We start from the raw sequence: 12,099 nt of genomic DNA on the forward strand, positions 1-12,099 counted from the left end.
AATTCCTAGAAGATCTCGGACAGGTATGGCGTGAGGATCGCATAGTTATACTAATTAACGAACATAACCAAGGTGCACTATTTATTTCAGGTACTGTATCAAACCAATGGAAATTTTATTCGCGATTCAATGCAATCGTGCTGTTAAGTGCTCCACTGGAAGTAATCCTTGAACGTGTCGCTTCTCGTCAGACCAATGATTACGACGGATTGTAACATGAAGTGCGACACCTAGTTCAAAATAAAAAATGGCCCATGGCCGGATTCGTGTAAAATGAAGGTTCCTACACCACATTCACACAAGGAGAATCCGCTCATGAGCTACACACATCGCATAATTGAACGCAGTAAACTAGAAGCATTACATCAACTGGGGCTGTCCGCCCGAGCCATTGCTCGCGAATTGGACCGTCATCATTCCACGCGACCGGGAACTCAAGAAAAATCAAAGCCTAAATGGTTATCAAGCGGCAAGATCAGAGCATCGTTATCAGCATCTTCGCCAAGCTCAGAAACCTAGAGGAAAGTGGATGAGACACTTGGAAAAGAAATTGAGCGACGACTTCATGAAACCTGGTCTCCTGAACAAATCTCCATGCGTTATTGTCTGAAAGACCAGCCCATGGTTTCGTTCAAAACGATATATCGCTGGCTTTATGAAGGTCGCTTGATTCGCATGACAGTTCAGCAGTTAAGGCACAAAGGAAAGAGACAGAAGCCACAAGAAAAGCGTGGTCGCTTCCTCGTTGGCACTTCTATTAAACAACGACCTAAAGAGATTCGTTTCCGAGAAACCTTTGGGCACTGGGAGCTAGACACAGTCGTCTCCAGCCGAGGAAAAAGCAAGGCTTGTGTCGCTACATGTATCGAGCGAAAAACAAGGCTGTACTGTACACTGCTATTAAAATGCCAGATCGCACTTCATTATCTATGGAAATCGCTATTGGTGTAGTTGTCGCACAGTACCCAGCCCAAACCTTCCAAACAGCTACCGTTGACCGTGGTAAGGAGTTCGCATGCTTTCGTGAACTGGAAGAGTCACACGGTATGAAGGTGTATTTTGCAGATCCTTATTCCTCATGGCAACGAGGCTCCAATGAGAATGGAAACGGGCTCCTTCGAGAGTTCTTCCCAAAAGGGAAGGACTTTGCAGAGGTGACCGAGGAAGAATTAGAACATGCCCTCCAACTCATTAACAACAGACCAAGGAAATGTTTAGGTTGGAAGACAGCTCACGAATCATTTGAAGAAGAAGTGTCGCACTTGGATTGACAATCCGTCACTAGATAAAGTCCCATACCGGTCGATTCATGATATTGGCGTCCGCGTTCACCGGTAAAATAAGGGTTGAATACTCTTTTAATATCATCCGGCGAGATTCCAATTCCCTGATCTGAAATCTCCAGAATCGTATCGTTGCCAAGCTGCTGTGTGGAAATCGTCACCGTTTTGCCGGAGCCAGCCGTGTAATTCACAGCATTGGTTAAGATTTGGGTCACCATGAAGATCAGCCATTTGGCATCACTATACACTCGTAATTCGGCATCAACCTGTATATTTACGGAAACACCCCGGCGGATAAATAACTTGCGGTTCTCAGACACCACTTCGCTGACTGTCTTGCGGAGAAATAATGATTCAACGTGGAAATCATCCTGAAAACGATCCAGTCGGGATGTATAGATGACCAATTCCAGTCCTTTGCGTAACTTCTCTAGCTCCTCCTGAATACTATCAGCGGTTTTTTCATCTTCGAAATCCTGCAGGCTGAGCTGAATAACAGAGAGCGGCGTTTTCATCTGATGTACCCAGCGGTTGATAAACACGATATGTTGGTCCATCTGCCGGACATACAAATTCAGCTTCTCCTGATATTGGCGATCAATGTTGCGGAGTAATTCATTAACAGCCTCGGGAAGCGGGTCATCTCCCAAAGGTGACAAATGATCTACAGGTATTTCACTAGGAGAACTTAATAGCGCATATAATTTCCGGTGTTGAACATAACTATATCCGAGGTATAGAAAAAGAATAACCCCGCTTAGGAGTACACCGTACCACAAGATCGCAGGGGGGCGTTTCTCTCCTGAGGCCCAATATACAACAGGAACAAGGATCATTTGAAGCACATAGAAGAGCAGTAGCGAAAGTTGTTCTCTCCAGAACAATCTCATAGCACTTCACTGGGGACACTCAAACGATAGCCAGCACCCCTGACTGTTTCAACCACATTTCCTACGCCAAGATCCTTGAGCTTTTTGCGGACACGCGTAATATAGACGTTCAGTGTATTATCATCGATAAAATGCTGATCTTTCCACATGAGATCCAGAAGTTTCTCCCGACGGACAACACGTCCCTCCTTTAGCATTAGCGATTCCATGAGGATAGCCTCCTTCTGTGTAAGCTCCATTGATTCTCCAGCATACTCAATCATATAACGTTCAGGAAATAAGGTTAGGGCACCTGAATGCAGCATACACTCCTCCTGGATCTGTGCGTAAGAACCATATGCCCTGCGCAAATGGCTGCGAATTTTGGCCAATACGACCTCATAGTGAAAAGGTTTTGTAATATAATCATCCCCCCCGTTCTCCAGCGCCCTCACCTGATCCATCCCGCTGTCTCTTGCGGAGATGAACAAAATTGGACAAAGCGAAGATTGGCGTATCTGACGACACCAATAAAATCCATCATATTTTGGCAGAACAACATCCAGCATACCAAATCAGCGGCGCTCTTCTTAAATTCTTCTAGCACGTTGTTAAAGTCATCAGCGATAACTACATGATATTCATATTTCGAAAGGTAAGCACTCAGCAGACCTGCAAGCTTAGCATCATCCTCAATGATAAAGACAGTCCCCATAATATTCCTCCTTATGTCAGTTATACAGTAACACAATATGGAAAAACGTATATATTTTTAGAGAAAACAATATAAACGCTACCAGCACTCGAATATTGTTCGTCTCATTAGCAAATAAATTGTTCGTCCAGTAGGTTCGTAGCTCTCAAACAAAACGTTGGGTTGCTGACTATACCTCGACTAAGAATATGTTTTTACCCTGTGTGTTTCTTCCTATCGGCCGTTCATTTAATTAATTTGATCGTTAGTTCCCAATTGGATATCTTCAAAGGGTGTGTATTTATCTGGTTCAACTTCTTTATATACACGTACATAATTGACATCAAAGGTTGGAAACGGAGCTAATTCGTTAATTGTTAAAAGCTTCATTTCATCAATTTCATTCTCGCTCAACCCCCAATAGGTTTGCCCTAAGGTCAAATGAGGATGATATTTATCCATTTCAAAGTAACGATCTAAAAGTTCTTGTGAAGGTAAAATTACCTTTACCAATTTTTTGTGTAGATCAATTACATTGTTTGTTTTCACATTAAGAAACGTGACATCGCTTCCAAATGAACCCGGATCTGATAATGTTAATTGGAAGCTTGGAATTAAAGAGCATGCTTTTCTTACACTTTCACTCCAATGTAGATCTACTGTAAGACCCCCTTGTGCTTTTACAGTAATGTGAGGCTCCACTACATCATTGAGACGATTACGGGACCATCGACCACGAAATGTTACTATTTTTTCTTTGTAATCATCTGGAGGGGTAATTCCAATGAAATATTTCATTTTATAGTCACTCCTTTACAAAACGGTATCGATTAAACTCCACTTGGACACTTATTCTTACGATTTGTTTCTTTGTTTCTTCGGCTTCTCTCTTGATTACTTTAAAGTGCTTATGTCACTTCAAAGTGCATACTTCCTAAATATTGCTATTTAATGCAGAATAACATTATTCATAGGAACGTACAGAAGGAGCTGAATGAATATGAACACTGCTGAATCTACATTAGCACGCAAAGTCGCCCTGGTTGTAGGCGCACATGGGGTTATCGGTCGTAATCTCATTGATCACCTGGTAACTCTCCCTGATTGGGACATAATTGGTATATCACGTCGCGGCGGTGAATCTAGCAACCGTGTCCGATATGTGGCGGCAGATCTACTCAATATAGACGAGCTTCACGAGAAGTTAAGCGATTTAACTGAGATAACACACATTTTTTATGCTGCTTATCAAGATCGTCCAACTTGGGCAGAACTTGTTTCTCCTAATCTCGCCATGTTAGTAAATGTGGTAGAAGTGATCGAACCCATCGCGGCGGGCTTGAAACATGTCAGTTTGATGCAAGGTTATAAAGTATATGGTGCACATCTTGGCCCGTTCAAAACACCCGCACGTGAGACAGACACTCATCATATGCCACCCGAATTTAATGTTAATCAGCAGAACTTTCTAGAAGAGAGGCAAAAAGGAAAACCTTGGTCGTGGTCTGCACTCCGTCCCTCTGTTGTATGCGGATTTTCTCTCGGCAATCCGATGAATCTTGCTATGGTTATTGCCATTTATGCATCCATCTCAAAGGAACTTGGACTGCCATTACGTTTTCCGGGCAAACCGGGCGCTTATGGCAGCCTCTTAGAGATGACTGATGCAGGGCTCCTGGCTAAGGCAACGGTTTGGGCAGCGACTGACGAAAGCTGTGCTAACCAGGCATTTAACATCACGAATGGTGATCTCTTCCGTTGGAACGAACTATGGCCTAAAATCGCTAAATACTTCGGTTTGGATACTGCGCCACCATTACCGATGTCACTAGATATAGTCATGAAGGACAAGGAGGAACTTTGGAATGGAATGGTCGAGAAGCACGGGCTTGCAAAGCATTCCTACAGCGACGTCTCCTCTTGGAGTTTTGGTGACTTCGTATTTGGTTGGGATTACGATTTTTTCGCCGACGGTTCGAAAGCCCGCCGCCTTGGCTTTCACGAATTCGTCGATACTGAAGCAATGTTTATGAACATCTTCGATGATTTCCGCAAGCGTAAAGTCATCCCGTAACGTACCGTTTGTAATAAAAAAAGCCGACCTTGTATATTAGGTCGGTTCCTTACTATCAATTGAGGATTTGAGGGGTGAATTGGTCAGAACGGCTGCCTTTCCCTCGTATTTTCTCTCTAGATGTAAATCTCCCCACCGGCACATCAGATGTAGGATTTCCTTTAGACTCCAACCGTAGTCTGTCAACTCATATTCAACTTTAGGTGGTACCTGATTATAAGAAGTACGCAAGATGATGCCTTCTTCTTCAAGTTCCCTAAGGTGCTGTGTTAACATCTTTTGAGTAATTGCGGGAACCAAGCTTCTAAATTCATTATTTCGTTTTTTACCGAAAGTTAGATGAAAGAGAATTACAGGTTTCCACTTCCCCCCAATCACTTCCAAAGTTGCCTCAACAGCTGTGTTGTAAATTTTTTTAGTCTCTTCCACACATCTTGCCCCTTTCTGACACTGCCTCTGATGAATCGGAGCAATTAATGACTCTGTTAAATATTATAACTACAACCAAAATATAACGCTATCCTTCACGTTAGCAAATGATCTTTCAGTTAAGGGTTACGAGGAATATTTAATTCAGATCTCTGTTCAAATTTCGAATAAGTGAGCAGATAACAAATAAATCACGGAACGCACGAACCATGTTAAAAGCGATAAGACAACCAAATTAAGTGGCCGACTTATCGCTTTTCTTTGTCCGTAACAGTCACAGTTATTCAATTATTTAAAACCTGCAATCGAATCGTATACAGGATGAGGTACATAGGATTCTTCCAGTAGTGTTACCTCATCAGGGGTTAACGTAATCGAAAGAGCAGCTACTGCGTCTTCAAGATGAGATATTTTCGTAGCACCGATAATGGGCGCTGTAACTGGTTCTTTCTGCAGCAACCAGGCAAGTGCAATTTGAGCTCGAGGAACTTCATGTTTTTGTGCAATGGCTGCGACTTGATCGATAATAACCCGGTCGACTTCCGCCGTTGCATCGTACTTCACTTTTTGCACTTGATCGGTTTCAGAACGCGTTGTAGTTTCCTGCCAATCACGAGTCAGTCGGCCTGACGCAAGCGGACTAAAGGGAATGACACCGATGTTTTCTTCCTTACACAGCGGCATCATCTCCCTTTCCTCTTCACGGTAGATCAGATTGTAGTGGTTTTGCATCGATACAAATCGGGTCCATCCATTCTTCTCAGCAACATGTAAAGCCTTTTGAAACTGCCAAGCTTGCATTACAGAAGCGCCAATATATCTTGCCTTACCAGCCTTCACCACATCATGTAATGCTTCCATCGTTTCTTCGATCGGTGTATTGTTATCCCAGCGGTGAATTTGATATAAATCTACATAGTCGGTTCCGAGTCGTTTGAGACTCTTATCGATTTCACTCATAATCGCCTTTCGAGAAAGACCAGCGCCGTTCGGACCTTCATGCATTCGAGAAAAAACTTTTGTTGCAAGAACAATTTCGTCTCGGTTTGCGTAATCCTTGAGTGCCTTGCCAACGATTTCCTCGCTTGTTCCCTGTGCATATACGTTCGCTGTATCAAAAAAGTTGATGCCAAGTTCCAACGCTTTCTTTATTATTGGACGACTGTTCTCTTCATTAAGTATCCATTTGTGAGAGCCAGGTCCAACTTCTCCAAATCCCATACAACCTAGACAAAGCCGAGAAACATCCAATCCGGTATTTCCAAGTTTACTATATTTCATTTGTTTAACCCCTCTCCTTATAGATATGATTCCACACTTTTATTTCCAGTATGAACAAGCTGTATTGAATGTATAGCATGAGATAAGCATATCAAGTACGGTAATAAGTTTCTTTGCTGATAAGCTCATTATGCTTGTCCATTCAGCTCATTTTGCGTGAATCGCTTTCGATATTCCGAAGGCGAGAGTCCAAACTGCAGCTTAAACACTTTGGAGAAGTGGGCAATATTTTCGAACCCAATGGTGTAGCATATATCTGTGACGGAGAATGTCGTTTCTAACAACAGCTTCTTGGCTTCATCGAGCCTACGGTTGCGAATCCACTTCAAAGGGGACGTATGATACGTTGCCTGAAACTCTCGTTTAAACGTCGACAGACTTCTTCCCGACATATAAGCCAGATCATGAAGTGAAACAGGATTGGTGAAATTCTCCTCCATCATTCTTCCAATATTATGATTTTCATTATTTTTCGAATGTAGCAGTTGATATAAGAAACGTTCATTTGAATCTGCCAGATGAAATAACAATTCCATCATTTTCACCTTAACCAACCCATCACTGACATTCCCAGACTTCTCAAGATAGGGCTGTAAGGACTCAAAATATGATTGGGTAAGTTCATTAACAGGAATGATGGATACGGGTATAAAATCGTTTACTGGGGTAATCAATTTCAAATCAGCGAATTGAACAAATTCCTCCAGTAACTTATCATTCAGGAAAAACATCATGTAATCAAGTGTGTAATTTGAACCGAGCTCCCCCGATTTTTCGTATTCAATTAGGGTCGATTTATGAATAAATATCATCTCGTTGCTCCGAACAGTGTATTCTCTTTCATTAAAGCGAACAGTATAAATGCCCGACTTTACGAATAGCAAAAGATGATCCTTTAGAAAGAAAGCCCCCTTTTTACCTTGTGTGTGCAAGCAAAAAGTAATAACGGTAAACCCATTCTGATGTAAGCTTCCTTTTTTGTCCGGTGCTTTTTCCATTTCTTGCGGTGCCTTGATTGTCTTTCTAGCTTTAATGGACATATGCAGAGTCCCGCCTTTTTTATCATTTTACCTATAGAATAACAAGAATAAGGAATAGATACTTAACTATTAAGCTCAAATCATTTGTTTATTTCGCTCAAGCTACTCATCATGTTTCACATCTGTAAAAAAGAACTGTCCCCTCCGTAGAAAATCTACATTAGGACAGCCCTCTAATCAGGATCTATTATTCAATTTTTAATTATAGTTTGTTGATAGCCACTGAGCCGTAGTCAAAGATAGTTGACCTGCTCCTGCACCATTCGCGGACGTTAATCTAGTCTTTAGTCCTGCTGGATCTTCTGCTGTATAACTGTAGGGCAATACACTAAAACCGTTCCATGAAAAAGGGATTACCGCTGCCGGAACTGGTGCGAGTGGACTACCCGCATCCTCACTTCCACCTCTATACTGAATTCCACCGAGCTCATAGATCGTATCTACCGCTGCAATTTTACCTGTATAATTACTTTGGGTTGCACTCACCTGGTTGTTACGCAGCGGGTACTGAACACCACGAATTACGGATTTCTCCAATAATACGGAACCGCTTTCAGTTGAGATGGCACCATTACTAGTGATCCCAAAGTGATACCCTTTAGCTGAAATGACCTTTGCCATATCTGAAGTGATGCTATTCTTAATCGTCCAAGCTTCTGCATTATCCATGACTATGTTGTATACATGCACATTACCTCCTCGCAAGCGAGGCATGCGATCCTGAATATCTTTATAATAATTGTGGTGCAAGGTGACTTCTAGATCTGGATTATCTGTAGCAAACTCGTTGGCTCCAATGAGATGCCCTTTCTTCTGGCTTGCTGCTACCGCGATAATCTGTTCTTTGCTCATTCCGACAGAACTACTTCTCAAATAAGCATACATAGGGTAAGCCGCTTTATTCGCTTCAAGCGCATTGATCTGCTGAGTAACCCAGCTGTTTGCACTTTGATCATCTCCGACAAAAGAAGACCAAGAAATCGTTACACCATTACTGCCTTTTTTAATATCGATAAGCCCGTCATAGGCTTTATGAAATGTCGTATGATCAATCCAGATATTACTACTACTCTCTACCGTGATGTAGTCCCAATCGTTCTTATCATAATCGCCTTTCGAAGCTTCGTCCCACTCCCACAACTCGTCAAATTCCAAGTTACGAATTATGATGTTGTTACTCCGTTTAAAAGTAAAGGCAGCATGTTTGATCGTTGCTCCGCTCGACGAAAAAATCGTCAGTCCATCAAAACTATCAATGCTTACTTTGCTTACCCCAGTCTCGATCAGAACGGGATGTGTCGATGCTTTATTATGTGCGCTAAAAGGTGATACCTTAGCTGCGTCAGGAATTTCATTCCAACCAAGATCTAGATCATTCATAATCTCAATGACTTTAACTTTTGAACCTTTCTTCAAGGCAAGAGCCAAGTCTGAAGCATTGTACACTTTAACATAGTTAGGATCGGTATCAGCAATTTCACCTCCACCTGTAGTCCCTATCGCAAAACCGCTCAAATTATAATCACTAAGCTCATATGTATCATCTGGTGTTTCTGTTGGTGGATCTACTGATGTTTCTGGATCTGTTGGTGGATCAACTGGATCTACTGGCGTTTCTGGATCTGTCGGTGTTTCAGGTGATGTGTCCGGTTCAGATTCTGTCAAATCTGTGATGCTTACATTATCGTACATCGCAGCAGATTTAAAAGTCACCAGACCCGTACGTCCCTTCATAAGGTCAGTATCTGTAGCGGTAAGTTCCAATACATCATTCACATACATTTCTATGGATGAACCATCCATTTCAAGTTTAATGTGATACCACTCATTCGTTTTTAGCTCATAATTAGATTTCATAGCTAGCGTCGTTGATGAACCTTTCACCTTTTTGCGGATCTCCAGTTTTCCGCCAGCACTGTTGAACAGCGAAGCTGCGTAATAGTTGTTCGCATCTGTGTATCGTCCAGCTACATAAGTACGGGTTGAACCATTAAAGTCAGTGATTTTTACATCAGCTTCGACGGAATAATCGGTCCACTCCGGATCACCTGCAGAACTTCTGCCTTCACTTTTACTAGATTGATAATATACCGCATTGCCTTCATCAGTAACAACGGACCAGTTACCACTTGTCGCTGCCCAATGCGTGTCACCTTCCTCAAAGGTATCCTGAGACCATACATCGGCCTGAACGGGTTGAATAAACCCGAAGAAGAGCACAAGACATATGCTCAGCGCCAGAATCACCATTTTGTTAAATCTCTGTTGTCTACGCATGAATTTACTCCTCCAATATTCTATCTTTCATCTCCAATAGTATTTATCGGACATAAGATTAAAAAAAGACATAGGCTAGAAGTATTATTTATTGATCATTCAGGTGATCTTCTAACTTCCGCTTTTATCATTACTCTAAGTTTATTTATCGCTCTGAATAATATGTATGAACAGATCATCACGAGAATGTAAAAAAGTCCTGTTATAAACAGGACTTTTTTACACTAAAACTTTCATTAGCAAAACAGTAATGCGAAGCACTTTTCTGTCCAGCCATTTAGGCGAGGTGAGGGTTTACTTGATAAGCTCGAAGTTTAATTCAGAGATCACCTGCAATATATCTTGATTCAATTCCTCTAATGATGCATGATGCTCTTCAAGTACGGGGAGCATAGGTGATCTTGGATCTCCGGTCTCGATTCCGCGAAGCTGTAGTATATACTTACAGGCCCCATACAGAGATGGATAAGCTAGTAATCGCTTAATAGATCCATTAATTTGATTTTGTAAATTTTGTGCTTTAGCAATGTTTCCTTCTATAAATAGGCTGTCTAACGCACAGAACAATTGTGGCATCACACCATATGTACCACCAATCCCTCCATCTGCCCCCATAATACGTCCCGCTAAAAATTGTTCATCCGGTCCATTAAATACAATAAAGTCATTACCGCCAGCTTCCTTCAGTTGTTGTATCTCAAAAGTACTCTCACCTGACATCTTTACACCGATCACCTTAGATTGCTGAGCTAATTTAGCACATAAAGCTGCACTTAGATGAAAACCTGTCGTTTGTGGAATATTATAAATAATAAATGGCAATTCACTGCTATCAATCATAGCCTGCCAATGACTTTCAACAGCTGCTTCAGATAAACGGTAATAGATCGAAGGTACAGCAGATATCGCATCTGCTTCATACTGTTCCGCATGTTTCGATAGCTCAACTGCATCTCTCGTCGCATTCGCTCCTACATGTACAATAACCTTTAATTTTCCCTTTACTACTTCCATTACGGCTTCAAGTACTGCTTTACGTTCCTCAACGGTTTGAAGTATACCTTCCCCTGAACTTCCACCAACATATAATCCTTTTACACCTGTATTGACGTAATATTGAGCTAGTGCTTTAACTCGTTCTCGATCAACTTCACCTTGATTATTATACGCAGAATACATTGCTACATATATTCCACTAAAGGTATCTACTACGGACATGGTCTCAACACTCCTCTTGATTCATAATTAGAAAATAATGTATTGCTCCATATAGTGCTGCTTGATTTCCTAACGCTGCCATACTTAGCACAGGTAAAACAAATGAAACGGGCAAGGCATTCGTGAGCTCTTTTTCTAACTTTTTCAGAAGAAAATCGCCTTGCTTAGATACAGCGCCTCCGATAATAACCGCTTGCGGATCAAACACATATATAATATTCACGATACCTGCAGCAATTTCTTTACACCAATCATCAATTAACTGCATTGCTTGTGAATGACCATCTTTAGCAAGCTGAAATAACTCCGAACCATCTCCTTGGAATGACAACTGCTCTTTTGCTCTTTCCATCAAAGCTCTCATCGAGGCTCTCTGTTCATATGTTGTATTTGAGGCTGGTTCATATAAGGTATGACCTATCTCTCCTGACCTTCCATGTGCTCCATATACAATCTTATGATCCAAGACAAGGGCTCCACCGATCCCAGTCCCCAATGTCATACAAAAAAAATGCGAAAATCCTTTCCCAGCTCCTAAACATTGTTCTCCAGCGGCTGCTGCATTCACATCATTGAGTACATTAACGGGTAATGAATAACGTTCTTCAATCCATTGTTTAAGCTTCGTCCCAGCGTATCCAGGCATAGTGAGTCCTGCAAATCGTATTTCTCCCGTATCCAGATCTACCACACCTGCCGTACTGATTCCAACACCTTTTATTTCAATATCTAGTGATAAACATACTTCAATAATCGAAAAGACTTGCTCTGGAATCTTTGTCATTAATGAAGTTGTGGCAGTGGGCAGTTGGCCTTCATGAACCATCTTCAGCCCTCTTGTGATTACTGCATATTTAATGCCTGTTCCGCCAATATCAATCGCAATATAATGGCTCATATATCTTACAACCTCTTCGTCTCTTAGTATCAAATA

General features: G+C 41.7%; 9 protein-coding genes and 2 pseudogenes. 2 read left to right on the forward strand and 9 right to left on the reverse strand.

The window, feature by feature from the left end:
• Positions 1 to 315 precede the first annotated feature (315 nt).
• A pseudogene (locus ACWPWY_RS08620) lies at positions 316 to 1,271 on the forward strand (IS30 family transposase).
• Here ACWPWY_RS08620 and ACWPWY_RS08625 read toward each other — a convergent pair.
• The 3 genes and pseudogenes from ACWPWY_RS08625 to ACWPWY_RS08635 all read right to left on the reverse strand — a co-directional run bounded on the left by ACWPWY_RS08625 (position 1,232) and on the right by ACWPWY_RS08635 (position 3,644).
• Positions 1,232 to 2,173, reverse strand: a complete 942-nt coding sequence (locus ACWPWY_RS08625) for a sensor histidine kinase (protein WP_454191302.1) — start codon at positions 2,171 to 2,173, stop codon at positions 1,232 to 1,234. The pseudogene ACWPWY_RS08620 and the gene ACWPWY_RS08625 overlap by 40 nt on opposite strands.
• Positions 2,170 to 2,867: pseudogene (locus ACWPWY_RS08630) on the reverse strand (response regulator transcription factor). Before ACWPWY_RS08630 ends, ACWPWY_RS08625 begins: the two are co-directional and overlap by 4 nt.
• 228 nt (positions 2,868 to 3,095) lie before the next feature.
• Positions 3,096 to 3,644, reverse strand: a complete 549-nt coding sequence (locus ACWPWY_RS08635; RefSeq protein ID WP_454191303.1) for a 2'-5' RNA ligase family protein — start codon at positions 3,642 to 3,644, stop codon at positions 3,096 to 3,098.
• 202 nt (positions 3,645 to 3,846) lie between these two features.
• Between ACWPWY_RS08635 and ACWPWY_RS08640 the strand changes: the two genes are divergently transcribed.
• Positions 3,847 to 4,920, forward strand: a complete 1,074-nt coding sequence (locus ACWPWY_RS08640; RefSeq protein WP_454191304.1) for an SDR family oxidoreductase — start codon at positions 3,847 to 3,849, stop codon at positions 4,918 to 4,920.
• Between the two features lie 36 nt (positions 4,921 to 4,956).
• On the opposite strand, the gene ACWPWY_RS08645 is transcribed toward ACWPWY_RS08640, so the two are convergent.
• The 6 genes from ACWPWY_RS08645 to ACWPWY_RS08670 all read right to left on the reverse strand — a co-directional run bounded on the left by ACWPWY_RS08645 (position 4,957) and on the right by ACWPWY_RS08670 (position 12,063).
• Positions 4,957 to 5,349 carry a winged helix-turn-helix transcriptional regulator gene (locus tag ACWPWY_RS08645; RefSeq protein WP_454191305.1) on the reverse strand — a complete coding sequence of 131 codons (393 nt, stop codon included), beginning with the start codon at positions 5,347 to 5,349 and terminating at the stop codon, positions 4,957 to 4,959.
• A 288-nt stretch (positions 5,350 to 5,637) separates the two neighbouring features.
• Positions 5,638 to 6,630, reverse strand: coding sequence for an aldo/keto reductase (locus ACWPWY_RS08650; RefSeq protein WP_454191306.1), 993 nt, complete (start codon positions 6,628 to 6,630; stop codon positions 5,638 to 5,640).
• 128 nt (positions 6,631 to 6,758) lie between these two features.
• A complete protein-coding gene (locus ACWPWY_RS08655; RefSeq protein WP_454191307.1) occupies positions 6,759 to 7,670 on the reverse strand; it encodes a helix-turn-helix domain-containing protein in 912 nt (303 codons plus the stop codon).
• A 198-nt stretch (positions 7,671 to 7,868) separates the two neighbouring features.
• The gene (locus tag ACWPWY_RS08660) at positions 7,869 to 9,947 is read right to left on the reverse strand and encodes a pectate lyase family protein (protein WP_454191308.1); all 2,079 of its coding nucleotides are present in this window, start codon (positions 9,945 to 9,947) and stop codon (positions 7,869 to 7,871) included.
• A gap of 294 nt (positions 9,948 to 10,241) precedes the next feature.
• Complete coding sequence (locus ACWPWY_RS08665) at positions 10,242 to 11,165, reverse strand: dihydrodipicolinate synthase family protein (protein ID WP_454191309.1); 924 nt, start codon at positions 11,163 to 11,165, stop codon at positions 10,242 to 10,244.
• 4 nt (positions 11,166 to 11,169) lie between these two features.
• Positions 11,170 to 12,063 (reverse strand): ROK family protein, encoded by an 894-nt coding sequence (locus ACWPWY_RS08670; RefSeq protein ID WP_454191310.1) that lies wholly within the window; start codon positions 12,061 to 12,063, stop codon positions 11,170 to 11,172.
• Between the last annotated feature and the right edge of the window lie 36 nt (positions 12,064 to 12,099).

This window comes from Paenibacillus sp. Marseille-Q7038 (genome assembly GCF_965111595.1).

Excerpts from the sequence above, each read along its gene's own strand:
- ACWPWY_RS08625 (WP_454191302.1), bottom strand. The coding sequence starts at position 2,173 with ATGAGATTGTTCTGGAGAGAACAACTTTCGCTACTGCTCTTCTATGTG.
- ACWPWY_RS08635 (WP_454191303.1), bottom strand. The coding sequence starts at position 3,644 with ATGAAATATTTCATTGGAATTACCCCTCCAGATGATTACAAAGAAAAA.
- ACWPWY_RS08640 (WP_454191304.1), top strand. The coding sequence starts at position 3,847 with ATGAACACTGCTGAATCTACATTAGCACGCAAAGTCGCCCTGGTTGTA.
- ACWPWY_RS08650 (WP_454191306.1), bottom strand. The coding sequence starts at position 6,630 with ATGAAATATAGTAAACTTGGAAATACCGGATTGGATGTTTCTCGGCTT.
- ACWPWY_RS08655 (WP_454191307.1), bottom strand. The coding sequence starts at position 7,670 with ATGTCCATTAAAGCTAGAAAGACAATCAAGGCACCGCAAGAAATGGAA.
- ACWPWY_RS08660 (WP_454191308.1), bottom strand. The coding sequence starts at position 9,947 with ATGCGTAGACAACAGAGATTTAACAAAATGGTGATTCTGGCGCTGAGC.
- ACWPWY_RS08665 (WP_454191309.1), bottom strand. The coding sequence starts at position 11,165 with ATGTCCGTAGTAGATACCTTTAGTGGAATATATGTAGCAATGTATTCT.
- ACWPWY_RS08670 (WP_454191310.1), bottom strand. The coding sequence starts at position 12,063 with ATGAGCCATTATATTGCGATTGATATTGGCGGAACAGGCATTAAATAT.